Origin of the sequence: Bradyrhizobium sp. WYCCWR 12699, from assembly GCF_032144035.1 — a bacterium.
Classification (GTDB): domain Bacteria; phylum Pseudomonadota; class Alphaproteobacteria; order Rhizobiales; family Xanthobacteraceae; genus Bradyrhizobium.
Map to the genome: position 1 here is coordinate 91,620 of NZ_JAVTJN010000032.1, position 24,359 is coordinate 115,978.

At 65.1% G+C, this 24,359-nt stretch carries 25 protein-coding genes and 1 tRNA gene; 12 read left to right on the top strand and 14 right to left on the bottom strand.

Features of this window, described 5'->3' with window-relative positions; translation table 11 throughout:
• Nucleotides 1-4: 4 nt before the first annotated feature.
• Together RPS27_RS15165 and RPS27_RS15170 are read right to left on the bottom strand one after the other, a co-directional pair.
• Nucleotides 5-931, bottom strand: coding sequence for a GTP-binding protein (locus tag RPS27_RS15165; protein ID WP_212068060.1), 927 nt, complete (start codon nt 929-931; stop codon nt 5-7).
• Nucleotides 932-934: 3 nt separating this feature from the next.
• Nucleotides 935-2,425, bottom strand: coding sequence for an amidohydrolase family protein (locus RPS27_RS15170; protein WP_313754105.1), 1,491 nt, complete (start codon nt 2,423-2,425; stop codon nt 935-937).
• A 771-nt stretch (nt 2,426-3,196) separates the two neighbouring features.
• Between RPS27_RS15170 and RPS27_RS15175 the strand changes: the two genes are divergently transcribed.
• Entirely contained in the window at nt 3,197-3,643 is a 447-nt protein-coding gene (locus RPS27_RS15175; protein ID WP_313754204.1) for a hypothetical protein, read from the top strand.
• Between the two features lie 192 nt (nt 3,644-3,835).
• Nucleotides 3,836-4,789: an alpha/beta hydrolase gene (locus RPS27_RS15180; RefSeq protein ID WP_249132079.1), complete on the top strand. Its 954-nt coding sequence runs from the start codon at nt 3,836-3,838 to the stop codon at nt 4,787-4,789.
• Nucleotides 4,790-4,844: 55 nt separating this feature from the next.
• On the opposite strand, the gene RPS27_RS15185 is transcribed toward RPS27_RS15180, so the two are convergent.
• From RPS27_RS15185 to RPS27_RS15200, 4 genes are all read right to left on the bottom strand, one after another.
• Entirely contained in the window at nt 4,845-5,378 is a 534-nt protein-coding gene (locus tag RPS27_RS15185; RefSeq protein WP_212068057.1) for a 2'-5' RNA ligase family protein, read from the bottom strand.
• Nucleotides 5,379-5,431: 53 nt separating this feature from the next.
• The gene (locus RPS27_RS15190; RefSeq protein ID WP_212068056.1) at nt 5,432-7,249 is read right to left on the bottom strand and encodes a DEAD/DEAH box helicase; all 1,818 of its coding nucleotides are present in this window, start codon (nt 7,247-7,249) and stop codon (nt 5,432-5,434) included.
• A gap of 107 nt (nt 7,250-7,356) precedes the next feature.
• Nucleotides 7,357-7,431: transfer RNA gene (locus tag RPS27_RS15195), tRNA-Glu, on the bottom strand.
• Nucleotides 7,432-7,488: 57 nt separating this feature from the next.
• Nucleotides 7,489-7,833 (bottom strand): hypothetical protein, encoded by a 345-nt coding sequence (locus RPS27_RS15200; RefSeq protein ID WP_212068055.1) that lies wholly within the window; start codon nt 7,831-7,833, stop codon nt 7,489-7,491.
• Here RPS27_RS15200 and RPS27_RS15205 point away from each other — a divergent pair.
• The 3 genes from RPS27_RS15205 (at nt 7,832) to RPS27_RS15215 (ending at nt 10,532) form a co-directional block, all read left to right on the top strand.
• The gene (locus RPS27_RS15205; protein ID WP_313754106.1) at nt 7,832-8,839 is read left to right on the top strand and encodes an RluA family pseudouridine synthase; all 1,008 of its coding nucleotides are present in this window, start codon (nt 7,832-7,834) and stop codon (nt 8,837-8,839) included. The two genes, RPS27_RS15200 and RPS27_RS15205, sit on opposite strands and share 2 nt — an antisense overlap.
• A 217-nt stretch (nt 8,840-9,056) precedes the next feature.
• On the top strand, nt 9,057-9,956 hold the full coding sequence (gene rpoH / locus RPS27_RS15210) for an RNA polymerase sigma factor RpoH (protein WP_100178250.1): 900 nt from the start codon (nt 9,057-9,059) through the stop codon (nt 9,954-9,956).
• A 234-nt stretch (nt 9,957-10,190) separates the two neighbouring features.
• Nucleotides 10,191-10,532: a hypothetical protein gene (locus tag RPS27_RS15215; RefSeq protein ID WP_212068053.1), complete on the top strand. Its 342-nt coding sequence runs from the start codon at nt 10,191-10,193 to the stop codon at nt 10,530-10,532.
• A 10-nt stretch (nt 10,533-10,542) separates the two neighbouring features.
• On the opposite strand, the gene RPS27_RS15220 is transcribed toward RPS27_RS15215, so the two are convergent.
• The 4 genes from RPS27_RS15220 to RPS27_RS15235 all read right to left on the bottom strand — a co-directional run bounded on the left by RPS27_RS15220 (nt 10,543) and on the right by RPS27_RS15235 (nt 14,070).
• Entirely contained in the window at nt 10,543-11,166 is a 624-nt protein-coding gene (locus tag RPS27_RS15220) for an N-acetylmuramoyl-L-alanine amidase (protein ID WP_212068052.1), read from the bottom strand.
• Nucleotides 11,167-11,206: 40 nt separating this feature from the next.
• Nucleotides 11,207-12,418: a GGDEF domain-containing protein gene (locus RPS27_RS15225; RefSeq protein WP_194406199.1), complete on the bottom strand. Its 1,212-nt coding sequence runs from the start codon at nt 12,416-12,418 to the stop codon at nt 11,207-11,209.
• Between the two features lie 570 nt (nt 12,419-12,988).
• Nucleotides 12,989-13,600, bottom strand: a complete 612-nt coding sequence (locus RPS27_RS15230; RefSeq protein WP_212068051.1) for a LysE family translocator — start codon at nt 13,598-13,600, stop codon at nt 12,989-12,991.
• Between the two features lie 95 nt (nt 13,601-13,695).
• A complete protein-coding gene (locus RPS27_RS15235) occupies nt 13,696-14,070 on the bottom strand; it encodes a response regulator (protein WP_194406197.1) in 375 nt (124 codons plus the stop codon).
• 120 nt (nt 14,071-14,190) lie between these two features.
• Here RPS27_RS15235 and RPS27_RS15240 point away from each other — a divergent pair, with 120 nt between their 5' ends.
• Complete coding sequence (locus RPS27_RS15240; RefSeq protein WP_212068050.1) at nt 14,191-15,021, top strand: SDR family oxidoreductase; 831 nt, start codon at nt 14,191-14,193, stop codon at nt 15,019-15,021.
• Nucleotides 15,022-15,026: 5 nt separating this feature from the next.
• Here the strand turns inward: RPS27_RS15240 and RPS27_RS15245 are convergent, their stop codons facing one another.
• Nucleotides 15,027-15,833 (bottom strand): lytic transglycosylase domain-containing protein, encoded by an 807-nt coding sequence (locus tag RPS27_RS15245; protein WP_212068049.1) that lies wholly within the window; start codon nt 15,831-15,833, stop codon nt 15,027-15,029.
• A gap of 157 nt (nt 15,834-15,990) precedes the next feature.
• Between RPS27_RS15245 and RPS27_RS15250 the strand changes: the two genes are divergently transcribed.
• The 4 genes from RPS27_RS15250 (at nt 15,991) to RPS27_RS15265 (ending at nt 18,754) form a co-directional block, all read left to right on the top strand.
• The gene (locus RPS27_RS15250) at nt 15,991-16,518 is read left to right on the top strand and encodes a hypothetical protein (RefSeq protein WP_212068048.1); all 528 of its coding nucleotides are present in this window, start codon (nt 15,991-15,993) and stop codon (nt 16,516-16,518) included.
• Between the two features lie 118 nt (nt 16,519-16,636).
• Nucleotides 16,637-17,578 (top strand): OmpA family protein, encoded by a 942-nt coding sequence (locus RPS27_RS15255; protein ID WP_212068047.1) that lies wholly within the window; start codon nt 16,637-16,639, stop codon nt 17,576-17,578.
• A 119-nt stretch (nt 17,579-17,697) separates the two neighbouring features.
• Entirely contained in the window at nt 17,698-18,036 is a 339-nt protein-coding gene (locus tag RPS27_RS15260) for a hypothetical protein (protein ID WP_259216215.1), read from the top strand.
• A gap of 481 nt (nt 18,037-18,517) precedes the next feature.
• Nucleotides 18,518-18,754 (top strand): hypothetical protein, encoded by a 237-nt coding sequence (locus tag RPS27_RS15265; protein ID WP_014492112.1) that lies wholly within the window; start codon nt 18,518-18,520, stop codon nt 18,752-18,754.
• A 19-nt stretch (nt 18,755-18,773) separates the two neighbouring features.
• Here the strand turns inward: RPS27_RS15265 and RPS27_RS15270 are convergent, their stop codons facing one another.
• Nucleotides 18,774-19,112 carry a DCC1-like thiol-disulfide oxidoreductase family protein gene (locus RPS27_RS15270; RefSeq protein WP_212068126.1) on the bottom strand — a complete coding sequence of 113 codons (339 nt, stop codon included), beginning with the start codon at nt 19,110-19,112 and terminating at the stop codon, nt 18,774-18,776.
• Between the two features lie 47 nt (nt 19,113-19,159).
• Between RPS27_RS15270 and RPS27_RS15275 the strand changes: the two genes are divergently transcribed.
• Nucleotides 19,160-19,420: a hypothetical protein gene (locus RPS27_RS15275; protein WP_212068045.1), complete on the top strand. Its 261-nt coding sequence runs from the start codon at nt 19,160-19,162 to the stop codon at nt 19,418-19,420.
• Nucleotides 19,357-19,641 carry a pentapeptide repeat-containing protein gene (locus RPS27_RS39715; RefSeq protein WP_409517554.1) on the top strand — a complete coding sequence of 95 codons (285 nt, stop codon included), beginning with the start codon at nt 19,357-19,359 and terminating at the stop codon, nt 19,639-19,641. The genes RPS27_RS15275 and RPS27_RS39715 overlap by 64 nt, the downstream gene beginning before the upstream one ends.
• 125 nt (nt 19,642-19,766) lie before the next feature.
• On the opposite strand, the gene rpoD is transcribed toward RPS27_RS39715, so the two are convergent.
• Complete coding sequence (gene rpoD / locus RPS27_RS15280) at nt 19,767-21,920, bottom strand: RNA polymerase sigma factor RpoD (protein ID WP_211418418.1); 2,154 nt, start codon at nt 21,918-21,920, stop codon at nt 19,767-19,769.
• Between the two features lie 377 nt (nt 21,921-22,297).
• Nucleotides 22,298-24,313, bottom strand: a complete 2,016-nt coding sequence (dnaG, locus tag RPS27_RS15285) for a DNA primase (RefSeq protein ID WP_212068044.1) — start codon at nt 24,311-24,313, stop codon at nt 22,298-22,300.
• Nucleotides 24,314-24,359: the final 46 nt, after the last annotated feature.

Genomic DNA, 24,359 nt, shown 5'->3' on the forward strand with positions numbered 1-24,359 from the left:
GGTTTCAATCCGCAACGCACGCCGCCATGATGCCGTCGAGCTCGGCGCGCGAGAGCACCCCGAGCTCGGCGATGAAGACGATCCGCGCGCGTGGCACGCCCGGTGCGGGCGCATCGCCCGGGGCGAGCGTGGCGCGGCCGGCGGCAAATTGAAACACCATCTGGCGGCCCGGTTGCTCGACCGTCTCGAACAGGCCTTTTGCACGCGCCAGCTTCGGCGCCAGCTTGCCGATCGCCTGCTGCAAGCGCGGTAGCGAGAGCGGGCGCTCCGAGGTCCAGCTCAGCGTCTCGAAGCGGTCCTCTGCCGGCCGTTTCGGGCCGGGCTCGCGCGGCGCCGGCGCGCGAGCGACATGCGCGGGGAACAGCAGCGCGGACGGAATCTCGCCATGCTTCGCATCGACCACCACGGCGGGAACGCGCTGGGCGCGAATGGCCGCGCGCATTCGCGCACCCGCGCCCTCGTCCGCCAGATCGAGCTTGCTGAGCGCCACGATGTCGGCGACGCGGAGCTGCGAGCGCTGGAGCGCGTCGTCCAGAGCTGACGGCGGCGTGCCAGCGTCCAGCACGCAGAGCACCGTCTCCAGCGGCGCCTCGCGCAGGATCACGGGGTCCATGAGATTGCGGACGATATCGGAGGGGTCGGCGACACCGCTGGTCTCGATCACGATATAGTCGGGCCTCGGATCGCGGCGCAGCAGCGTCGAGAGCGTGCGCAGGAGATCGCCTTCGAGCGAGCAGCAGATGCAGCCATTGGCGAGGCTGACCACGCCGTCGCTCGCGCCCGCGATCAACTCCGCATCGATGTTGATGGCGCCGAAATCGTTGACGATTGCGGCGATGCGCCGTCCCTCCGCATGCGCCAGCAGATGATTGACGACCGTGGTCTTGCCCGCCCCCAGAAAGCCCGTGACCAGGAGAATGGGGACCGGCATGGCTCAGCTCTCGACGACGGGGCGGCGCACGGGTTTTCCCGGCCGCGCGTCGACATCGAGGATGCCGTCGCGGATCAGCGGCTGGCCGCTGACGATCAGATGCTGCACGCCTTCAGACGGGCGGTTCATCGCCGTGAAGGTGGCGCGGTCCGAGAGCTTTTCGTAATCGAACACCACGATGTCGGCGTCCGCGTCTTTCGCGAGCCTGCCCTTGGCGCGCATCGCGGGCGTGCTCTGCGACAGGATTTCCGCCGGGATCAGCGCGCATTTGCGCACGCCTTCCAGCAGCGAGACGGTCTTGCGCTCGCGCACCCATTCGCGAATGAATTTCGTGAAGCAGCCCGCCGAGCGCGGATGCGAGGTGGCATCGTCGGGCAGCGGCCAGGCGTCGCCGGTGTAGGTCTTGCCGTCCGACGTCGTCCACGGCATGGCGTCGGAGGCGATCGCGCCGCCGGGATACAGCACCGACATGTCGAGGAGGTCGCGGTGATGCGCGTTATGCTCGGTGTCGAGGATGTGCCAAAGCACTAGCGAGGACGGCTCTTCCGCCTGCGCCTTCAACAGCTCCTCGCGGTCGTGGAAGCGATAGCCGTCGGTGACGCGCTGCACGGAATCGTAACCGGTGCCGTTGCGCTCGACGAATTCGGGGTCGCTGAAAAAGGCGGCGGCCAGCACGGTCGAGCCGGTGCCGTAGGGGTAGGCTTCGACCGTGATCGGCAGGCCCTGTGCTTGCGCTTTCGCGATCAGCACGCGGCAGCGTTCGACATCGGTCTTGCTCGACGAGTTGAAATGGCAGATGTGCATGTGCGCGCCGGTCGCGCCGGCATAGCCAATCAGGCGGATATAGGCTTCCACCGCGCTTTCGGGGTCGATCCGCGACATGAAGGCGACATGGGTGAAGGTCGGCACGTCCTTGGCTGCGGCGAGCTGGCAGACCGCGGTCAGCTCCTGCACGCCGGCACCCGGCGCGTAAGCATTGAGGATGCCGATGCCGATACCGCCTTCGTTGAGCCCGCGCGAAAGACGTTCGAGAATGCCCGAGACCTCGGCGTCGGTCGCGACATTGTCCATCCAGCGGCGGTCGCGCATGGCGTTGCCGAACGCCTCCAGCGAGCTCTCGGCGTTGGAGCCCGTCATCGCGCCGATGCGCGCGAACGCCCAGTTGGTGGCGGCGCCGTAATTCAGCACGCGGCCTTTTCTCGCCTGGCGCTCGTACCAGGACCCGACCGGCAGCACGCCGGCCTCGAGATCGAGTGTGGTCGTGACGCCGTCGAACGCCTGCATGCGGTCGGCGGGGATCGACTGGCCGTGCGCGTGCAGATCGATGAAGCCGGGGGCGACCACGAGCCCGGTGGCGTCGATCACCCGCTCGGCGCCGCCCAGCGACGAGCCGACCGCGGCAATCTTGCCATCCACCACCGCCACGTCGCCGATCGCATCCATCCCGCTCGCGGGATCCACCACCCGGCCGCGAGAGATCACCAAGCCGCTCATATCGTCACTCCCTCCACCTCGGAATCGCATCAAGGCAGATTCCGGAAGCGACCACCACCTCCACTGAAGCCGACGCAGCATGCTCATAGGGAAGATCATCCGGCGGGCAGATCGCGGACAAGCGCGCGCATCCTCGCGGCATGATTTACCCGAGTGATGCTTTTCTCCTCACCCTCTCGAAGGAAAGGGCGCAGGGAAGGCGGGGCGCCGGCTGGCACCCGTAAAGACCCCCGTGCTGAACAGATGCGCACGCAATGCACAGGGGGAGACACAGGGCAGCCGAAACCAGGCCTTCCCTGCGCGGTGGTTTGACGGCCTATGCCGCGCTCTCCCGGGAGCCGACCTTTCCTTTGGCCTCCCTCGCCCCGCGAATTGGATGATGCAGTCTGCCCGGTCGGGCTCGCTGGCATCTCCGCAAGAGGCTTGACCGTAGCAACGACGGCCAGGACCACACAGTTTCGCCGTACGCGAGAGGCGCCGTTCGTCTTTGCGGGTCACGATGCTCACGAGGTGATCCCCTGCACGCGCAGGCTCCGCCTTTAACGCCGCCCGCGTCCATCGCAACTCCCAGCCCGCGCTCGAAACGACGTACGACCGCCCCTTTGGTGGGCTGGGATGGCCGACACGTACGACAAATCCGAATTTCGGTAAAGTGGAATATTTTTGGGTAGAGGGGTTGACAGTGGATCAGGGTGTCTTGCCCGACGGGCGGCACTTCGTCCCAAACTGTGCTTGTATTTTATTTGGCCGCTTCCCCGTATGCTCGCCGTGATGGAGCCGATCATGCCAGCTCGCTTTGGAGACATCCTTCAGGCTTTCGAGTTCGCCGACGCCAGTGGCGGCATGAGTGAGTGCCGCACCTTCGTCTGCAGGCAGACAGGAAAGATCTACTATCAGTTCGACGATAACACCCTGCAGGAGCTCGAAGACGACGAACTGCCTGACGATATCGACGACGAGACCAAATACCTGCCGATGCCGAACTCGCGAGATCTCAGCCTCGGCAAGCCGCTTGTGCTGGATTTCGTCCGCAAGCACCTGCCGAGCGACCTGGACGACGTTCGCGACATCTTCAGCAAGCGCGGCGCCTATCAGAAATTCAAGACCCTCCTCTCTCAACGGAGAGCGATCGATGCTTGGCATGACTATCGGAACAAGGCGACAAAGCGGGCATTGCGGGGTTGGTGCGAGGTCCATTCCATCGAGATCGTCGACTGACCGGGCAATCACCCGAACACCATGATGTGCGCGAGGAGGCTCCGCCGTCTTCTCGCCCCCATTGTCATTCAGGGGATAGACGGGGCGGCGTTACGGTGGGCAAGTTCCCGAGGGTTCCGTGTGATCGTCCGACATCTTCTGCAACGAGACTCCCGTCATTCCATGTCGCGCCGCGCTGTGCTCGGCGGACTCATGTCGGGGGGCAGTGCGCTCGCGCTCGGCGGATGCGCCGGGCTCGGTGCGACCGGCGCGCGCTACGATGCCTCGTCGCTCTCCGTCGACTCCACAGTGCTCGTCGCCACCACGCGCAAGCCCGTGAATGGTGCTCGCGCCAAACCCTGGTTCGGTCCGGAGCGCGCGACGAGCATGACGGTCGCGCGGGCCAAGCTGGTGGCGCCCGACGAGAGCCGCCTGTCGCTCGCCTCGGTTGGACTTGGCGGCTGGCGTCTCGATCGGATCGAGACCGCGCCAACCGACGCCGGCGATCTCGCCGTGCAGGCCGGCGGCGGGGACGTGCTGATCTATGTGCACGGCTTCAAGCAGACGTTCGAGACGGCGGTGCTGGATGGCGCCTATCTCTCCGATGCGATCAGGTTCCGTGGCCGGACCATGGTGTTCGCCTGGCCCTCCAAGGCCGGACTGTTCGACTATGCCTATGACCGCGACAGCGCGATGTGGTCGCGCGACGATTTCGAGCGCGTGCTTTCGGCGCTGGTGTCCTCGCCCGGCGCTGGCCGCGTCCACATCGTCGCGCACAGCATGGGAACCATGCTGACGCTCGAAAGCCTGCGCCAGCTCCATGCGCGATACGGCGAGACGGTCACCGGCAAGATCGGCGCGGTGGTGTTTGCTTCGCCCGATATCGACATGGACGTGTTCTCGTCGGCGATCCAGCGCATTGGCCCGCTCGCCGGCAAGATCACCGTGATCGCCTCGACGAACGATCGCGCACTGGCGCTGTCGGGACAGCTCGCAGGCGGAATGACCCGGGTCGGCGCCGCCGAGAAAGCCGCGATCGCGCGGCTCGGCGTGCGCGTGATCGATGCGTCAGCGGAAGGCTGGGGCATCGTCAACCACGACCTGTTCCTGTCGAACGCGGAGGTGCAGGGAGTGATCCGCCGGTCGATCGACGGGACGACGGCGTGAGGGAGCGCTCGCAAGGCATGATACATTGCGATCATTGGCGAAGGACGACGATCAGCTAAGATGGTAATTTGCGCTCGGCGATAATCCGCACCGGCGGAAAGGCGACGCAATCCACGACGTCGAACAGCACTTGAAATCTGCGATCAAACGCCCGCGCAAAGGCAATCGCATCATCGCGCCGTTCGTCGGCAATGGCAGTGCCGAGCGAGCAATGGGGCGTCCAGGCACCGGGCCGGTAATGAGGACGACAATGGGCTGGATCGATGGCCGCGCTGATCGCGCGGTGGATGCGAGCCAAGGTTTCATCGGCCTCCGGCTCCGCCCAGAGGACGAGCGGAGAACCTTCGAACCAGCGAATTTGGTTGAATGCGATCCGCAACTGCGTCTCACCGGCGACAGCTGCCAGCATGATGTCCCACACGGCCTTCTCGTCGACCGCAGGCTCGTCGTAGATCGCGAATGTGAAATGTGGCCGATAGCCGAGGGCGCGCATCGAAGGTTCGGCCTCGAACACGGCAACCTGATCCCACAGCCGCTCGATCTCGCCTGCTGACTCGTTGTCGGCCCGGATATTGATCGCCAATGCCATTGGTCGGACTCTATGTGGAACAACCAGGTAGAGATCGCGGTCGCGGCGTTGGTCTACGCGATCAAACGCTGCACCAACGCCGTTTCACTCGAATAGGTCAGCAGCGCCTCGTGCGTCGCCCGGGTCACGCCGACATAGGTCAGTCGCACGCATTCCTCGACGGTCTCGCCGTGGCGGCCGAGCAGGCCCAGGCCGGCAATGGCGACACAGGGAAACTCGAGGCCCTTCGCGGAATGCATGCTCAAGAATCGCACGGCCACGCGCTTGACCGAGACCCGGTTGCGATTGTCCTTGGCCATGTCGATCGGCACGCCGTGCTTGGCCAGGATCTGTGCGACTTTCCCACCGATCCAGTGCTCGGGGTAGAGGCACGCCATCTGCGACCACTCGTACCCGGCCTTTTTCCGGTCCAGGAACCACTCGGCGACGCAGTGAGCTTCCGCATCGACGCTCACGCACCGCCGCACGTCCGGCTCCAGCCCCTGCCGGCCGGCGTCTTCGGGCAACAGGATGGCGTGCTCGTCGTCGGCCGTCGTGCCGGGAGCGCCAATGACATCCGCAGCGAAGCGTCTCGCGAAGGCGACGATTTGCGCAGCGTTGCGATAGTTGACCTTCAACACGGTGGTTCTGCCTTTGGCTTCGATTCCGAGCTGACTCCACACCGGGCGTTCACGCCCTTTGTAGATGGCCTGGATGTCGTCGTAGACGACCATCAGCGCCCTGGTGCGCGGGTTCACCATCTTGGCTGCAAGCGCGAGCCAACGCGGCTCGAAATCGTGTGCCTCGTCGATCAGGACGGCGTCATATTGCTCCGGCGGGATGTGGCCCTGATCGACCGCGTCCACGACCGCGGCAACGCTGGCGGCCAACCGCTGCGCATAGTCCGGGTAGTCGCGCTCCGAGGGCGCGGGGATTCCGTAGGTTCGCAGCATCCGGTAACACCAGGAGTGAAAGGTGAGAACCTGAACGCGGTCCTCCACGCCCCTGCTCTGCATGGCATCTTCGAGTCGCCCTGCGATGCCATTGGCGTAACACAGGATCAGCACCGGCTTTGCCGCCGCGCGCGCCAGATACTCGGCCCGGAACGCCAGGATCAGGGTCTTGCCCGATCCGGCGACGCCGCGGATGATTCGATGTCCCTCCCCAAGGCTGCGCGCGAACTGCTCCTGATGCAGATCCATGACCGCAAGCGTGCGGTCCGAAGGATCCGCCCTCGGCGCATCCTCCAAAGGCAGGGCGATCTGCCGTATCCGGATCTCGGGAAACAGCAGCGCTCGCAGCCGGTCGAATTGCGGCATAGACAGCAGCTCTCCGAGACGCGGATAGACCATGCGCCATAACCTCGACCGGAATTCCTCGGGATCGGCGCCTTCCGTCATCTCGTCCTTGAACACACAGAGTTGCTCGGGGAACACCTCCTTGAGGTCGGTCTGATCGAACTGCTTGCGCGTGATGTTGGTGAACACGGCGCCGTGGCCGAACGGCACAAGCGTGCGGCCCGCGAAGCGATGACCGGGGGGAAAGAGCAGCTGCCCGTCGCGCTCCAGCGTGCGCAAGACCTCGAACGTGTATTTGCGCGCCTGCTCGAGCGGATTGCTCTCCCGCACGACGCCACGCTGTGTCAGCAGTTCGACCTGCGTCTTGTCCGCCGAGACGATCGTCTCCAGACGCCAGTCTTTCACCTCGAGCACGAGCAGGCCGCTCGCGGGATGGACGATGATGAAGTCCGGATGGCGGTTGAGGGGGCCGACGGGAAGGTTGTGCCAAACGACGGCGTTCTCTTCGAGGAAATCCTTGAGACGTTCGGCGAGTCGAAGCTCCCCACGGCTGTCGAAGCGCGCGAAGCCAAGGCTCGGGATCAGGACTGCCATTGCACAACCAATGCGGACCGCTTCCTGGGCTACGCAAGTAGCAGGCGGTTTTCCAGGCTCACATGGTTGCCCAGAGTGTGCAGGTTTTCAATGGCTTAGGATTTGACTGGCGCTCCCTAGGGGAATCGAACCCCTGTTTCAGCCTTGAGAGGGCCGCGTCCTAACCGCTAGACGAAGGGAGCGTGAGGGCTAGCCAATAACCTCGAAATTTGTCCGCCGCAAGGACCCCGACGGGCCTTTTAGGGCTCATTGGCGAATTTCAGCCGTCCGGCGGGCTTCAGGGTGTGGGCGTCGAATGTGCGGATCTCGGTGACCCCGCCCAGGTCCAGGGTGATCACGAGGCGGTCGCCGGCGACCCCGGTCGAGACGATCCTGGCGCCCTTGGGCAGGGTGGCGGTGACGTCGCCGGCGGGTTCGGCCGCCCTTCCCTCCGACTTGAAAAGGCGGTAGCCCACCGCGATCAGCACGGCGCAGATCGCCAGCGCCGTGGTCAACCCCGCGATCAGCATCATCCGCCGCACCCGCGCGAACAGCGCGGCCTGCTCGGGGCTCGGTTCGGGAACAGCGGTATCAGACGTCGTCATGGAAAATTCTGGCTCTGCGCAAAGGTTGGAGGTTGTCGTCGCCGGTGACGAAGGCTCGGCCCGGCTCGACCGCGTGCTGGCGGCGCGCCTCACCGAGCTGTCACGATCGCGGCTGAAAGCCCTGATCCTGGCGGGCGCAGTCCAGCTGAAGGCCTCCGCGGTCCGCGACCCCGCTTATCATGTAAGTCCCGGCGATACGATCACAATCGACGTCCCGGAGGCAGCGCCCGCCGAGCCCAAGGGCGAGGAGATCGCCCTCAACATCGTGTTCGAGGACGACGACATCGTGGTCCTCAACAAGCCGAAGGGGCTGGTGGTCCACCCCGCAGCCGGCCACGAGACCGGCACGCTGGTGAATGCGCTGATCGCCCATTGCGGCGCTTCGCTGTCGGGCATCGGCGGGGTGCGCCGGCCCGGCATCGTGCACCGGCTCGACAAGGACACCACAGGGTTGATGGTGGTCGCCAAGAACGACATGGCCCACGCGTCGCTGTCGGCCCAGTTCGCCGATCACGGCCGCACCGGCGAGATGCGGCGCGGCTACATGGCCTTTGCTTGGGGCGTGCCCGGCCGGCACCGCGGCACCGTCGATGCGCCGATCGACCGCCATCCGCATGCGCGCGAGAAGATGGCGGTGCGCCAGGGCGGCCGCGAAGCGGTGACGCATTGGGAGATCCTGGAGAGTTTCAACGGCCGCGACGGCAAGCCGATCGCGACGCTGCTCGCCTGCGAGCTCGAGACCGGGCGCACCCACCAGATCCGCGTCCATCTCGCCCATATCGGCCATCCCCTGATGGGGGATGCCGTCTATGGCCCGCATTTCAAGACCAAGGCGAACCAGCTCGGCCCCGAGTCGCAAGCCGCCCTGACCGCGCTTGGGCGGCAGGCCCTGCATGCCTATTTGCTGGTATTGGAGCACCCGAGGACGGGAGAATTACTGCACTGGGAGGCGCCCTTGCCGGAGGATTTGCTTCTCCTTCAAAGTGCCCTGAAAGCGGCGCTATGACGCAGAGGCTTTAAGAAAAGCGTTACATTACAAAAGATTATAGCTGCCACACGGGGACGTGACGTCAGCAATCCTTCCCTTTTTGCCCCCCCATGGGGTATATTGCGCCTGCGTTGGAAATGACCGACGCGGAACATCGCAGCCCGGCCGGCTTTGACACAGCGGTCGTCTGCCTGGCCCGCCGCTATCGGGGGCCTGAACCTTTGGAGGGCGCACTATGGCCCGTACCGCTGCTTTGCCGGTCCTCAATGGAGAATCCGGCCTATCTCGCTACCTCGCCGAGATCCGCAAGTTCCCGATGCTGGAACCCCAGCAGGAATACATGCTCGCCAAGCGTTGGCGCGAGCATGACGATCGCGACGCGGCGCACCAACTCGTCACCAGCCATCTCCGGCTCGTCGCCAAGATCGCCATGGGCTATCGCGGCTACGGCTTGCCGATCTCCGAGGTCGTCTCGGAAGGCAATGTCGGCCTGATGCAGGCGGTGAAGCGTTTCGAACCCGAGAAGGGATTCCGTCTCGCCACCTACGCCATGTGGTGGATCAAGGCGTCGATTCAAGAGTACATCCTGCGTTCCTGGTCGCTCGTGAAAATGGGCACCACCGCGAACCAGAAGAAGCTGTTCTTCAACCTGCGCAAGGCGAAGAGCAAGATCAACGCACTGGACGAAGGCGATCTGCGCCCCGACCAGGTGAAGATCATTGCCAAGCGCCTCGGCGTCACCGATCAGGACGTGATCGACATGAACCGCCGCCTCGGTGGCGACGCGTCGCTCAACGCACCGATCCGCGACGACGGCGAGGCCGGCGAATGGCAGGACTGGCTGGTCGACAACACGCCCAACCAGGAAGCCATGATGGCGGAGCACGAGGAGTATGATCATCGCCGTGACGCGCTGAACGGCGCCATGGGCGTGCTCAACCCGCGCGAACGCCGCATCTTCGAGGCGCGCCGCCTCGCCGATGAGCCGATGACGCTGGAAGACCTTGCCGCCGAGTTCGGCGTGTCGCGCGAGCGCGTCCGCCAGATCGAGGTCCGCGCCTTCGAGAAGGTGCAGTCCGCGGTCAAGGGCACGATCGCAAGGGCCGAACAGGCCGCGCTGGAGGCCGCGCACTAAGCGGGGCTTCGCCGCGAAGAGAGATTGGCGGATCGAAAGAGACAGAAAGCCGGCGGCGACGCCGGCTTTTTGTTTGTCTGGTGCAAAGCGCAACCCGACGTCCGCGACCATAGCGGTGATTGTGGCGGGAGTGCAGGACATCACAGTCGCCTCCCCTCGTCCGACGTAGCATCAAACCCGGACTTGACCCGCGCTGCCGGTCGACCGGCCGACAGCATCGCTAGGACGGACGCCATGTCGATCATTCTGCAATCCACCGTCGGCGGCTTCTCAGCCCTGTTCATGCGCAAGCTGCCGCTGGTCGAGCAGGCGATGCGCGAGCACGGATTGGAGCCGTCCGAGTTCGTGATCTCCAAGGACTATGCAAGCACGGCGACGATCCCCATCATGGGCCCGTTCTTCTATGGCTACAGCGTGTTCTTCGGCGAGGAGACATTCACCGTCACCGAGCCGAACGACATGGTGTTCCTGGACTATTTCTACAAACGCGTGCTGGCCGCGGACGAGCCGCCGGAATTGCCGGGGCGGCCGGGACTTATGCAACGGTTCTTCCGCTGGATGTCGCAGCCGGTGTGACGCCGGCCGTCTACTCTCCCCACATCCGCGCCAGGGTTGCGAGCCAGCAGCCTTCGCAATAGCGCGCGTCCTTGTAGTCGATCCAATTGTGCGCATAGACGTGATCAAGCGGGATGTCGTAGCGCGTGCGCAGCACCTTGACGAGGATCTGCCACGCCGCGACCTGCGCCTCGGTCGGGCCCGTCGTCACGTCGGGATAATTGCCGGCGAACTCGACGCCGATCGAATTGTCGCGCACGACCTGGCGGTAGGTCGCGCGATTGTCGATGTACTTGTTGTCGTTGCGGTTGGCGCCGTCACCATGGGTCGGCACCAGGTTCTCCGCGACCGCCCAATAGACGGTGCCGTCGGTCTCGACCCACACCGTGACGCCACGGCGCGTCGGCGCCTTTGCCTGCGCCTGCGCGCCGCCTCGCGCCGAGCCTGCGGGTCCTTCAGTCTGGTGCACGATGATGTTGCGCCACGGCCTTGCGTTGGCGACGTCGCCCCATGGCGCGAGCCAAACGATCTTCAGCCCAGGCATCTCGGGCGTGCCGGAGGCGCGCGCCAGCTTGGCCAGCTCGGCATCCTCGGCGATGGCGGGGACGATCAACACGAGAGCGGCCAGGGCGGCTGCGAGCAGGCGGGCAATCATCAGGCGGGATCCAATCACGGACCCCCGATGTAGCACGGCCTTACGCGAATGTGCGCTGGCTGTGGTCCGGGCCGATCGCTGCGGGCGACAGCGGCGGCACCGGGTCGTAGACGGCAAAGTCGTTCTTGCCGTTCTTCTTGGCGGCATAGAGGGCGTGGTCGGCATTGGCCATCAGGCGGTCCGGGAATGCGCCGATGCCGCGATCCCATTGCGCGACGCCGATCGAGATCGCGATCGGGATGTCGCTGCCGGTGCAGGCCTCGGCATCCTGGCGGCAGACCTCGAGCACGCGGCGGGCGATCGCGGCGGCCTCGCGCAAGGACGAGGACGGCAGCACGACGCAGAACTCGTCGCCGCCGGTGCGGGCGAGCATGTCGCCGGGCCGCAGGCGCGTCTGCGCCATCAGCGTGAAGTGCTTCAGGCAGGCATCGCCGGCGGCATGGCCGTGGGTGTCGTTGATGGTCTTGAAGCCGTCGAGATCGATCACCAGCAGCGAGAACGGCGCGCCGCTGCGCTCGGAGCGGGCGCATTCCTCGGTCAGCCGCTGCAACAGATGCCGCCGGTTGGCGACGCCGGTGAGATCGTCGAGCAGCGCGAGGTCGGCGACCTCGCCCCGGAGCCGGTCCATCGCCATCAGCAGGAAGCCGAAATTGAGCGTCATCGACAGGAACAGCAGCCCCAGCACCATGACGGCATGGGTCTGGCCGCCGGCCTTCGCCGACAGATCGTGGCCGAGCAGGTTGCCCACCGTGCGGGCCACGAGAATCGCGATGATGGTGAGAATGACGATGCCGGACAGCCGTGCGCCCGGGCTGGCGCGGCCTTCGGGCGGCCACAGCAGCAGGCGCAGCGCCAGCACCAGCGGCAAGGCTTGACCCAGCGTGTAGCTGAGCATGCGCAGCTGCATGTGCTCGAAGCCCACCATGAAGACCACGACACCGGCAAGGCTCAGGCATCCCGCGACCGTCATGAGGCGCCAAGAGACCGGCCGGTCATAGAAGCGCTGAATGCCCATGGCGGCGAAGCAGCTCGCGGCGATGACGCCGGCGGCGCCGAGCAGCAGCGGCAAGGGCGAGGCGACGAACAGGCGGACCAGCGCCGTCATCGCACCGGTGGCGCCGACGAAGGACGATGCCATCCAGAACCGCGCGGCGGCGAATTTCGGATAGGACCGCGTCACGTAGGCCCAGATCACGCCGAGCGCCAGGAAGTTGACGACGAAGACGGTCCACAATGTCGGGACGTTCAGCATGACGCGTGCAGCACGCGCAGCGTCCCGCCTCCCGTCTCTGGCAACCGTCCGTCCATGACCCATCCCCGTTTTCTTGCGGTGATCATGCGCGCGACGCGCTTAATGGAGTCTCACTGCGACCTTCGAAAGTTCCGCCTTTGGTTTTGGATTCATGAATGCCGGGGCCGTTGGCGGATCGTTAAGTCTGTCGCGGGCGATGGCATCGCCGACAGGGCGATGCGGATTCGCGGACCAAAATCACCTGAAAATGCATCTGAGCTGTGGATAACGCGATGACACGTATGTGACAGTGCGGGGCAGAGCGCTGCGAATCTGCTGAGTTTGTCGTCGAGGATGTTGCGAGGCTGGCCCTCCGCCTAGCATCCCTCGTGTCGCGTTTCACCATTAACCCTGAAGAGGATCCTATGGCTAAGAAAGCGAAGAAGGCGACGAAGAAGAAGGCGAAAAAGGCCAAGAAGGCGAAGAAGAAGTAACGAGGCTTGTTCTTTGCCCGGGTGGAGCCTCGCTCCGCCCGGGCGTCGGGTAAGAGGTGGCGGGCGCGAGGCCCGCTTTTTTATTGCCCGGAGAGGACTACCGCTCCGCAAACGCCAGCTTGGCGCCGAGCGCGGCGAAGCCGGCCGCAAAGCTGCGGCGCAACCAGGCCATGGCGCGCGGGCGGGAGATGACGTGCTCGCGCACCGAGGCGGCGCACAGGCCGTAGACGGCGAACACCGCGAAGGTCATCGCCATGAAGGTGCCGCTCAATTCCAGCATGCGCGCCAGCACATGGGCTTCGTCCACGGCGATGAACTGCGGCAGGAAGGCGAGGAAGAAGATCGACAGCTTCGGATTGAGGATGTTGATCAGGAAGCCTGTCACGATGACGCGGCCGCTCGAGCGCTCGCTGATGTCACCCTCGACCGAAAGCGCCCCGCTCTCGCGCAGCGCCTGCCAGGACATGTAGAGCAGATAGGCGACCCCGCCCCATTTCAGCGCGGCAAAGGCGAGCGCGCTGGTGTGGAGCACCGCGGCGAGCCCAAGCATCGCGGCACACATATGCGGCACGATCCCGAGCGTGCAGCCGAAGGCGGCGGCGAGGCTGGCGCGCGAGCCGCGCGTGAGCGCGGCGGCCAGCGTATAGAGCACGCCGGTGCCGGGCGAGGCGACGACGATGAGCGAGGTGAGCAGGAAGGACCAGGACATGGGCGGACGCTATCACCGCCCATCGCGGCAGGGAAGTCACGCCCCAGGGCCTTCAGTCTCTCTACATCACCCCCGCGCAACGGCGAAGCGAGGCCTCACGACAGCTGTGCGATCTCGGCTTCGCGCAGCACGTCGAGCGGCGCCCAGGGCTTGGCCCAGAATTTTGCGCCCTCGGGCAGCGGCTGCATCAACGGGCGGCCGGAGGTGACCACGACGTCGAGGCCGGGATTGCGATCCTTGGCGACATGAGCGAGCTCGACGCCGTTCATGCGGCCGGCCAATTGCACGTCGGTCAGCATCAGGCAAAGCGCGCCGGCGCTCTTCTCAAGCACGAGCTCGGCGGCCTCGGCGCTTTCGCACTGGATGACCTGGTAACCGCTCTCTTCGAGCAGGAGACACAACATCTCACGCTGCATGACATCGTCTTCCACGATCAGCGCGGTGGCACGAAATGGTTGCGCTTGTCCCATCTGCGTCTCCAATGCTCGCTTGCGTAACGTACGTTAAGGAGCAAATTCCCATGTGGTTCGGTTCCATTCTGAAAAAATGTAAAGCATAGTTCCATCGATCGGGCCTTGACGGGGGACATCATGACAGCGATTCGCGGCGCCGCCGCCATCACGGGAGCCGCCAGCGGCATCGGCCGGGCGCTGGCCATCGAGCTGGCGGGGCGAGGCTGCGATCTCGCGCTCGCCGATCGCGACGAGGCCGGGCTGAAGACGCTCGCGGCCGAGATCGGACGAGGCCGCAAGGTCAGCGTGCATCGCGTCGACGTCGGCGAGCCCACCGACATCGCGCGGTTCGCGAGCGAGGCGACCGCCGCGCATCCGGAGCTCGGCATCGTCGTCAACAATGCGGGCGTGGCGCTGATGGGCTCGTTCGAGGAGATCGACCAAGCGCAGATGGACTGGCTGTTCGACATCAATTTCTGGGGCGTGGTGCACGGCACACGCGCCTTCCTGCCGCATCTGAAGACGAGGCCCGAGGCGCATATCGTCAACCTCTCCTCGATCTTCGGCATCATCGCGCCGCCGGGACAGTCGGCCTATGCGGCGGCGAAGTTCGCGGTGCGTGGCTTTTCAGAGAGCGTGCGGCATGAGCTGGTGGTGGCAGGAAGCCCCGTGAAGCTGTCGGTCGTGCATCCCGGCGGGGTCGCCACCGCGATCGCGCGCAACTCGCGCACCGGTGTCGGCGTCACCGACAATGCCCGCCGCGCGCAGTCGATCGAGCGGTTCGAGAACGCGGCCAAGACCACGCCGAAGGACGCTGCGCTGCGCATCATCAAGGGCATCGAGAAGAACGAGCCGCGCATCCTGATCGGCAACGACGCCCGCTTCATGGACCTGCTGCAGCGCTTTCGCCCGGGCACCTATTGGGCGCCGTTGCAACGGAAGCTGGAGCAGATGGCGAAGGGGGCGTGACGGCATCACTGCCCCGCCAGCCGATCGGCGAAATAGCCGATGGTCTTGCGGTAGATCACCGCCCTGTTCCACTCGCGCATCGCTTCGAAATTGGCGGTGCCTTCGCCATAGGGCTGGCCCATCTTGAAGCCGTTGGTGTGGAGCAAATTGGCGGTCGAGGCCAGCACGTCGGGGACGCTGTGGCGGAGGTCGACATGGCCGTCGCCGTCGAAATCGACGCCATATTTGATGTAGGACGACGGCAGGAACTGGGTCTGGCCGATCTCGCCGGCAAAGGCGCCGATGAGGTCGCGCAGCGGCAGGTCGCCACGCTGCACGATCTTCAAGGCGGCGAGCAGCTCGCCCTGGAACAGATCGGTGCGGCGGCAATCATGCGCAAGCGTCGCCAGCGTGCGGACCACCGGCATCTTGCCGATGTCGCCCTTGCCGAAATCGCTCTCCAGGCCCCAGATCGCGACCAGGATATACCGTGGCACGCCGAACTGCTGCTCGATGCGCGAGAGCAGCGCGGCGTGGCGCTGCAGCAGCGCGCGGCCGCCATTGATGCGGCCCGGGCCGACGCGGGTCGAGACGTACTGCTCAAAGCTCTTGTTGAAGGTGTGGCGCTGGCGGCGGTCGAAGGCGAGCACCGCGCCATCGGGGGTCACGCCGCTGAGCGCCGCGTTGGTCACGCTCGCCGAGACGCCGGCGGCCTGTGCCTCTTGCGCCATGGTGGCGACGAAGCTGTTGAAGTCGCCGCCGCAGCGCGCGGCCTGCGCCGAGCCGCCGGCCAGACACAGGACGGACGCGGCGGCGAGAAGCAGTCTCAGCATATGGAAAAACCCCTTGGAGAAAAGCGCGAAGCAACGCGCGGATCATGCCCGGGAAAGCCGCAAGGGTCAAAGCATCAGGCTTGATCCGCATCAAACTGTCTCACGTAACGCTCCCTAGATTGCAGGCGACCAGGAAAGCCTCCGAGGAGACGCGTTCATGACCGGAATTACCTTGACCGCCGAGCAGATCTGCAATTCGCCCGCAGCGGTGCGGCAATGGATCGAGCAGGAGGTGATCTCTTCGCTCGGCCTCAGCCCGCGCGCGCCCGTGACGATGCCGCCGCAGGCCTCTCATCTTGTCGCCTGCAGCGTGGAGGACGTCGCCGGCGTGCTCGAGCACATCAGGGGCGTGCTGCCGGCGGTCAACGTGCTGCTCGAGCTCGGCCGCCCCGGCATCAGCTTCGGCCAGCCCGCGGTGATGACGTTCCGCCTGATGGACATCCTTCATCACACCCGCCTGCCTGACATCAACGCGGTCATCACCTGCCTCGAGATGATCAACCAGGCGCTGATCGAGGTGAAGAAGGATCCTCTCGTGCGGTTCTGCGGCTTCGACAATGAAGGCCATTGCCTGATCGCGCCGCAGACGCAAGTGAGCATCGCAGCGCTGTGGCAGACCATGACGGAGCGCCAGCAGGCCGCGCAGGAGCGCGCGGCCGCCGGCCGGGCCGCGCCGGCCGCGTAAGGCAGACGGCAAGTTCCGGCGCAATGGAAGCGGAAACGGTCCGTCGGTTAGAACCGGCAGGGCGGCGCGCGAGACTAACGTCTTGCGCCCCAGCCCCCACAACCGACAGAGAGTGCCCATGCCCGCACCGCAAACCGTCCCGGGAATGCTCGTCCTTGCCGCCCTGCTCTGCCTGTACACCATCCCCGCCTCCGCGCAGACGCGCGACGTGGCGGGCGCGCGCGACTATCCCGGCATCGGCCGGTTCGCCGGCAGCGTCGTCACCGGCTATGTGGTGAAGGATTTCGATGCGACGCGGATCCAGGCGGCCGCCTTCAGGGACGGCCAGCCGACCGACGCGCGGCGGCTCGAGGGCCGCATCGTCCGCATCGCCTATCGCACCAATCCCGGTCCCTCGATCCTTGAAGTGTCGCGCAATTTCGAGACGCAGCTTGCCAAAGCGGGCTTCGAGACCCTGCTGGCCTGCGACACCGAAGCCTGCGGCGCCATTCCCTTCACCGAAAGCATCGACACGCTGCCGGTGCCGCAGATGTGGGTCGACGGCTTCAACTATCGCTATTTCGCCGGCCGCAAGGTCGAAGGCGGACGCGAGACCTATGCCAGCGTCATCGTCAGCCAGAACAACCAGGACATCACGGCGCAGGTCACCGTCGCCGAGCTCGGCGCCATCGCGAACAAGATGGTCGACGCCGCCGCGATGGCGAAGGGCCTTGGCGAGACCGGCCACATCGCGCTCTACGGCATCTATTTCGACACCGACAAGGCCGTGCTGAGACCGGAAAGCCGTCCGACGCTGGAGCAGATCGCAAAGCTGCTGGCGAGCCAGCCGCAGCTCAATGTCTTCATCGTCGGCCACACCGACAGCCAGGGCGCCTATGACTACAATCTCGATCTGTCGAAGCGCCGCGCGGAAGCGGTCGCGGCCGAGCTTACGAAGAGCTTCCGGATCGCCCCGCAACGCCTGCGCACCGCCGGTGTCGGCCTGCTGGCGCCGGTCGGCCCGAACGCGACGGATGCCGGCCGCGCGCTGAACCGACGGGTAGAGCTGGTGGCGCCGTAAAGCATTGCGTGCGAGTTTGATGCGGGTCAATATCGCGGCACGAACGACGTGAGAGGGGTGGACGCACACATCCTCTCTCGGCGTTATTCCGGGCTCGACAAAGTCTGAGGCAACAGGCCATGCCCGACCATCAGCACAAGCCAACGCGCGCCCTCCTCCGCATCCCCCTGCTTCGCCTGCTCGCCATCAACCTCGCGATCGGCGCCTGCGCCGCCGCGCTTCTCGTCGGCGGGCTGCTCTGGCTCAATCCAGGACATCTGCGCGAGCTGATCTTCGCCGACAGCTCTCCCGGCATCGCGCTCGCGCTGCTGCTGGCCTCCTTCCTCATCACCTTCGGCTCGGCCGCGATGGGCAGCGCGATCATGGCGCAGGGGCGCAAGGAGAACAACGACAAGGGCGGCGGGCACGGATCGCGGCTCGCCGTGCAGGAGGTGGCGCAGCGGCCGCGCATGCAATGAGAACCGCGCGGCGATGGAACTCGCCTCACACGCTGATCACATCATCTGCACGCACGCGGGAGCATGTGCAGGCCGGCGCACCCTTCCGGCAATGGCGCGCTCCACATGCGCTGCATCGCGCGCCCGCGAAGATGAACAAAGTGGTTTGCCAATCCGAATAATTGCTTCGATGTGGCGACACACCACAGATCGTAGCCAACGCATATGTGATGCGCTCGCTGCGACATCGGCATCATCTGATTTGCCTTGCCATCGCAGCGCGCCTTCTATAACATTCTATTTTAGGTTGTCGCCCCGCCAGCCCCGGGCGACACTGAAGACCAAAAATAGACGGCGGGCTTCGGCCCGCCGTTTATTGAGGCGAGCGCCTCTCGATGCCAGGGTTTGTGACACGGCGGGTCCGCGGCCACGGCTTCCCACCGCCCCCGGGGCCCTGCGCAAAGTCATTTGACTAAGGCGCCTCTATCGACGAAAAGCCGCCATGGCCAAGAAACCCGGAACCAATCCCAAAGGCGAATTCGCCTTCTTCAACGTCTTCTATGAAGACGATTCCCAACGCTCCAACCGCCGCGTGCCCTCCGAGCTGCTCGGCGGCCTCGACGGCGACGAACCCGCGCGCGGCTTCATCATGGAGCAGGACCGCGAGATCGCGGAGAAGAGCGGCCGGCCCGCGCTGGAGATCAAGCGGATCGAGCGGGTGGGGGTGAAGAAGAAGTGAGGCCGATACAGGCAGGCGCTCACCAGCGCCCGCACCACTTGTTCCAGGCAAACAGCAGATCAGCAAATCGGTCGTAGCCGAACCGCGTGGCCGGCAGCGCCAAGCGATTGCCGAACAGCGCCGCAAGCCACCCCTCCCCCGGCTTTATCCGCCACAACGCAACAGCGACATCCGCACCGACAATGAGCCGGCCGTCCTCATCGGTCGCGTGCAGGCGGCGCCTGATGTCGTCGAGCGAAGCGCCGAAATGCGCCAGCGCATCAGGCTGCTCGTTGATGTCCCTGAATTCGACAGTCCCCGCGCGCACCAGCGCCAGCAGCTTGTTGCGCTGCCAGTCGATGCCAGCGTCTCGATGAATGGGGCCTCATCCAGGGCTTTGCCAAGGCCAGGTTCTCGGGGTCGAAAATGCTTCGGGTCGATTTCGGTAAAACCGATCTTTCCTATGCGCAGTTGATCGGCATCAAGGCGGGCGACTACCTGAATCCCTCCTGGGATAAGACAATCGGCGATCACCTTCACAAGGGGGACGAGGGAGACAATAGGGAAGGCACCGACAACGGAGACGTGAGGCGGAAATTCGTCACTCACTCATCGACGCAAACCTGGAAGGGGCAAACTTCAGCGACGCCGGGCTTCAGGGCGCCGATTTCTCCGGCGCCATATTGAAGGATGCCAACTTCGCGCGAGCCGTCATCTCCCGCACCAGCTTCAAGGGGGCGCAGCAGCTAACTGCAAAGCAGCTTAAGACGGCGTGCGTCGGCGACCGTCACAAAACCAACGTGACTCCTGAGGAACTCAAGTCCGAGCAGCCCTACTTTTCGCCGGCCCTTCGCAAGGAGATAGAGAATAATACCGTTCTAAAGGGAAACATCCCGTGGTGTAAGTGAAGAGCGTCAGGAAGTGCGACGAAGAAGGCGCTTTGCTCAGCCGCCTAATGGAAACGGCGGGCTTACGCCCGCCGTTTTCGGTTTGGATGGATGCCCCGATCAAGCCCCGGCCACTCCGTTCCCAATCAATTATCCAAGAAGCTCCGCAGCTTCCTCGACCGCGACGGATGCTTCAGCTTCCGCAGCGCCTTGGCTTCGATCTGGCGGATACGCTCGCGCGTCACCGAGAACTGCTGGCCGACTTCTTCCAGCGTGTGGTCGGTGTTCATGCCGATGCCGAAGCGCATGCGCAGGACGCGTTCTTCGCGCGGGGTGAGCGAGGCGAGCACGCGCGTCGTGGTCTCGCGCAGGTTCGACTGGATCGCGGCGTCGATCGGCAGGATCGCGTTCTTGTCCTCGATGAAATCGCCAAGATGCGAATCCTCCTCGTCACCGACCGGCGTCTCCAGCGACAGCGGCTCCTTGGCGATCTTGAGAACTTTTCGCACTTTCTCCAAGGGCATGCCGAGCTTCTCGGCGAGCTCTTCCGGGGTCGGCTCGCGGCCGATCTCGTTGAGCATCTGGCGCGAGGTGCGCACGATCTTGTTGATCGTCTCGATCATGTGCACGGGGATGCGGATGGTGCGCGCCTGATCGGCGATCGAACGCGTGATCGCCTGGCGGATCCACCACGTGGCGTAGGTCGAGAACTTGTAACCGCGACGATACTCGAACTTGTCGACCGCCTTCATCAGGCCGATGTTGCCTTCCTGAATCAGGTCGAGGAACTGCAGGCCGCGGTTGGTGTACTTCTTGGCGATCGAGATCACGAGACGGAGGTTGGCTTCCACCATCTCCTTCTTGGCCTGGCGGGCTTCGCGCTCGCCCTTCTGCACGGAGTGCACGATCTTGCGGAATTCGACGATCTCGAGCCCGGTGAGGGCGGCGAGCTGGTGCACCTCGTGGCGAAGGTCCTTGATGCGATCCTTCTCGTGATGGACGAAGTTCTTCCAGCCCTTGGCCGAGAGTTTTGACACCCGGTTGAGCCAACGCGGGTCCAATTCAGAACCGGTATAGTTGCGCAGGAAGTCTTCGCGCGCGACGCCGTGGCTGTCGGCAAGGCGCATCAGGCGGCCCTCATGCGAGACGAGGCGCTTGTTGATGTCGTAGAGCTGCTCGACCAGTGAATCGATGCGCGCCTGGTTGAGGCGCAGCGACTTCACCTCGACGATGATCTCGTCCTTGAGCTTGCGGTATTTGCGCTCCTGGTGCGGCGAGAGCGAGGGCCCATGCGAGGTGCTCTCGAGCTGGTTCTGGATGTCCTGCTCTTGCAGCTTGCGCAGCTTCTTGTAGCTCTCGGCGATCTTGTCGAAGATCTCGACGACCTTCGGCTTGAGCTCGGCCTCGATCGCCGCCAGCGACATCTGGTTCTCGAACTCGTCGTCCTCGTCCATGTCGGCTTCGGCGGCCGATTCGCCGGGATCCTTGCCTTCGCCGACATTGCCGGCGGCGGGCGCGGCGCGGAACGGGGTCGGCGACGGCGGCGCGGCGGGCGGGGCGACATGCGCGGGCGCGCCGACGGCCGCGGCGGCCTGGCCGCCCTCGGCGGGAGCTTCGCCGTTCTCGCCGGTGGGACCGGCGATCATCGCGTTGTTCATGCCGCCCTTGGCGTCGGGGCCGGCATAGGTGGCTTCGAGATCGATGATGTCGCGGAGGAAGATCTTGCCTTCGTTGAGCTCGTCGCGCCAGATGATGATGGCCTGGAAGGTCAGCGGGCTTTCGCAGAGCCCTGCGATCATCGCCTCGCGGCCGGCCTCGATGCGCTTAGCGATGGCGATTTCGCCTTCGCGGGAGAGCAGCTCGACCGTGCCCATCTCGCGCAGATACATGCGCACGGGATCGTCGGTGCGCTCGCCCGGCTCGCTCTTCTTGACCTCGGTGACGGCCTTCTGGGTGACTTCGACGAGCTCGTTGTCGGTCTCGTCCTCGCCGCCCTCGTCCTTCTCTTCCTCGCCTTCGCTATCGTCGGCTTCGGTGACGTTGATGCCCATGTCCGAGAGCATCGACATGATGTCCTCGATCTGTTCGGGCGAGGTCTGGTCGGACGGCAAGACTTCGTTGAGCTGATCGAAGGTCACGAAGCCGCGCTTCTTGGCCTGCTTGATCATCTTCTTCACGGCGGCGTCGGACAGGTCGAGCAAGGGCGAGGGCGCGTCCTGGGAATCCTTCTCCGGCGCGTCCGCTGCCTTGTCGTCTTTTTCCTTGTCCTTCGCCTGCAGCGTCTTTGCCTTGGTGGCCATCCATTGCTCCTAAACGCGCTTCATGCAGGACGCTGCGCCGCGTCCGCGTGAATTCACATGAACCTGTTGCCCGACGCTCTCGCTTCGGCAGCTCTCGACACGGAAAGGGCGGCGCGCATGTCTATCGCCACCCCCAACCTTCTCTCGCCGGAATTGCCTAACGCTTCGTCAGCCTCTTTGTCGCAGCGGATGCAGGTGAAGTGCCAACAGCGATTGCGCGGATTCATTCCTGACGCGTCTGTTCTGCCTGCGGCCGCCTGATGGCCAAAGTGCTACAAGACCGTTAAGCCTCGATTAACCCTGTTTTTGCCGCCAAACCCAAGATTTGGCGAGTCTTTTAGCGGTTCCGGCCCCGGCCGTCCGCATGATTCTTTTCATCACACGCTCTTCTGGAACCGGCCCGACAGCTCGCCAAAACCCTCGATCAGGGCTTCGGTGCCGTCGACCTCGGCCATCCGGGCCTTGACGTCACGCAGCCACGCCAAATTGGCCTCGCTGGGGTCCTCCCCCAAGGCCAGCTCGGCGTCCTTCAACTCCCTAAGTAGTGAATGCCATTGCCGATGCAAGGCAACGAGCTGATGCCAGGTGGAGAGAACGTCGTCCCGTGCTGCGCCCTCGCGCGCGCCCCACACCGCCGCGGTGGTGATACCGCTCTCAACCCTTTGAAGAACTTGCGAAAATCCGCCCTTTTCGAGATCGGACCGCATCTTCTCGGCCTGCTCCTCGGGGTCGGGCGAATGATGATGGTCGTTGGCGAAGGCGGCGATGATGCCGGCCCGGAGCTTGTGGACCTCGGGATGGGCGAGCTCCAGGGCCGCGACTTCCTCGAGGTGGTCGTGCAGCAGCCAGGGGTGGTTGATCAGAATTTGCAGGATCAGGGCCTCCCGGCGCGAGATGGCACTGCGCTGTCCCCTCATGATCGGGCTGGCCGCCAGCTGGGGGCTGGCCGCCTGATAGGGGCCTGACGGTAGCGGGGTGGGGCCGGTCGGCCCACGGCGCCCCCCACCGAATCCCTGGCCGCCGAATCGATTCGCGCCGCCACCCCTTGGCTGGAATGGCCGGCCGCCGCCGCCTTGGCCTTGGCGGAAATTGCCCCGGCCGCCGAAGCCGCCGCGCCCGCCTTCGGGGGCAAAGGCGCGTTGCAGCCGCTCGACGAATTCGTCGCGGTAATAGCGCCGCACCACCTCGTCGCGGATGCCGTTGGTCAGCTCCTTGATGCGCGCTTCCAGCGCGGCGCGGCGTTCAGGGGTAGCGAAATTGCCGCCTTCGAGCTCGCGCGACCAGATCATGTCGGCGAGCGGACGGGCCGCTCCAATCACCTCCTCGATCGCACCGCGCCCGCCGGAGCGTGCAAGATCGTCGGGGTCCTGCCCTTCCGGCAGCAGCGCGAAACGAAGGCTCTTGCCGGGCGCGAGATAGGGCAAGGCAAGATCCGCAGCGCGATACGCCGCCTTCTGGCCGGCGCGGTCGCCGTCGAAGCAGAGGATCGGCTCGTCCGCCATCTTCCAGAGCAGCGCGAGCTGGCTTTCGGTGAGCGCGGTGCCGAGCGGCGCGACGGCGCCGGGAAAACCGGTGGTGACCATCGCGATGACGTCGACATAGCCTTCGACCACGATCAGCGATGCGCCGTCATGGGTCGCCTTGCGTGCGGTCTGATGGTTGTAGAGATTGTCGCCCTTGTGGAAGAGCGGCGTCTCCGGTGAATTCAGGTATTTTGCCGGAACGTCCTTCTCCAGCGCGCGCCCGCCGAAGGCGATGACGCGGCCGCGCAAATCCGTGATCGGAAACATCACGCGATCGCGGAAGCGGTCGTAAGGCACGGGGATGTCGTCGCCGGCGACCAGCAAGCCGGTCTCGACCATGTCGTCGACGGACACGCCGAGCTTGCCGAGATGCTCCTTCAGCGCGAAGCGATCCGGCGGGGCATAGCCGAGGCGGAACTGCAATTGCGTCGCCGGCGAGATGGCGCGGTCGGCGAGATAGCCGCGCGCCTTGGCACCCACGCGCGAAGCCAGCGTCTCCGCGAAATAGGTCGCGGCGAGGTCCATGACGTCATGCAGCGTGCGGCGCCGCTGCTCCTGCCGCGCCGCATCCGGCGTCACCGCCGGCAGCGCCAGGCCCGCCATATTGGCGAGCCGCTCCACGGCTTCGGCGAACGGCACGCCGTCGGTCTCCATCACGAAGGAGATGATGTCGCCGTGCTTGCCGGAGGAGAAGTCGTGGTAAAAGCCCTTCTGGTCGTTGACGTAGAAGGACGGCGTCTTTTCCTGCTGGAACGGCGACAGCCCCTTCCACTCCCGCCCCGCCTTCTTCAGCTTCACGCGCTTGCCCACGACTTCGGAGACCGAAAGCCGGGCACGAAGCTCGTCGAGGAATTGGGGCGTGAAGCGCATTATGCTGATTTCTGGGCTGAGTCGGACGTTATGGCCAACCGGATAG

Coding starts and splice junctions, on each gene's coding strand:
- RPS27_RS15165 (WP_212068060.1), bottom strand. CDS start 931: ATGCCGGTCCCCATTCTCCTGGTCACGGGCTTTCTGGGGGCGGGCAAG.
- RPS27_RS15170 (WP_313754105.1), bottom strand. CDS start 2,425: ATGAGCGGCTTGGTGATCTCTCGCGGCCGGGTGGTGGATCCCGCGAGC.
- RPS27_RS15175 (WP_313754204.1), top strand. CDS start 3,197: ATGGAGCCGATCATGCCAGCTCGCTTTGGAGACATCCTTCAGGCTTTC.
- RPS27_RS15180 (WP_249132079.1), top strand. CDS start 3,836: ATGTCGGGGGGCAGTGCGCTCGCGCTCGGCGGATGCGCCGGGCTCGGT.
- RPS27_RS15185 (WP_212068057.1), bottom strand. CDS start 5,378: ATGGCATTGGCGATCAATATCCGGGCCGACAACGAGTCAGCAGGCGAG.
- RPS27_RS15190 (WP_212068056.1), bottom strand. CDS start 7,249: ATGGCAGTCCTGATCCCGAGCCTTGGCTTCGCGCGCTTCGACAGCCGT.
- RPS27_RS15205 (WP_313754106.1), top strand. CDS start 7,832: ATGGAAAATTCTGGCTCTGCGCAAAGGTTGGAGGTTGTCGTCGCCGGT.
- RPS27_RS15200 (WP_212068055.1), bottom strand. CDS start 7,833: ATGACGACGTCTGATACCGCTGTTCCCGAACCGAGCCCCGAGCAGGCC.
- rpoH (WP_100178250.1), top strand. CDS start 9,057: ATGGCCCGTACCGCTGCTTTGCCGGTCCTCAATGGAGAATCCGGCCTA.
- RPS27_RS15215 (WP_212068053.1), top strand. CDS start 10,191: ATGTCGATCATTCTGCAATCCACCGTCGGCGGCTTCTCAGCCCTGTTC.
- RPS27_RS15220 (WP_212068052.1), bottom strand. CDS start 11,166: ATGATTGCCCGCCTGCTCGCAGCCGCCCTGGCCGCTCTCGTGTTGATC.
- RPS27_RS15225 (WP_194406199.1), bottom strand. CDS start 12,418: ATGCTGAACGTCCCGACATTGTGGACCGTCTTCGTCGTCAACTTCCTG.
- RPS27_RS15230 (WP_212068051.1), bottom strand. CDS start 13,600: ATGTCCTGGTCCTTCCTGCTCACCTCGCTCATCGTCGTCGCCTCGCCC.
- RPS27_RS15235 (WP_194406197.1), bottom strand. CDS start 14,070: ATGGGACAAGCGCAACCATTTCGTGCCACCGCGCTGATCGTGGAAGAC.
- RPS27_RS15240 (WP_212068050.1), top strand. CDS start 14,191: ATGACAGCGATTCGCGGCGCCGCCGCCATCACGGGAGCCGCCAGCGGC.
- RPS27_RS15245 (WP_212068049.1), bottom strand. CDS start 15,833: ATGCTGAGACTGCTTCTCGCCGCCGCGTCCGTCCTGTGTCTGGCCGGC.
- RPS27_RS15250 (WP_212068048.1), top strand. CDS start 15,991: ATGACCGGAATTACCTTGACCGCCGAGCAGATCTGCAATTCGCCCGCA.
- RPS27_RS15255 (WP_212068047.1), top strand. CDS start 16,637: ATGCCCGCACCGCAAACCGTCCCGGGAATGCTCGTCCTTGCCGCCCTG.
- RPS27_RS15260 (WP_259216215.1), top strand. CDS start 17,698: ATGCCCGACCATCAGCACAAGCCAACGCGCGCCCTCCTCCGCATCCCC.
- RPS27_RS15265 (WP_014492112.1), top strand. CDS start 18,518: ATGGCCAAGAAACCCGGAACCAATCCCAAAGGCGAATTCGCCTTCTTC.
- RPS27_RS15275 (WP_212068045.1), top strand. CDS start 19,160: ATGCTTCGGGTCGATTTCGGTAAAACCGATCTTTCCTATGCGCAGTTG.
- rpoD (WP_211418418.1), bottom strand. CDS start 21,920: ATGGCCACCAAGGCAAAGACGCTGCAGGCGAAGGACAAGGAAAAAGAC.
- dnaG (WP_212068044.1), bottom strand. CDS start 24,313: ATGCGCTTCACGCCCCAATTCCTCGACGAGCTTCGTGCCCGGCTTTCG.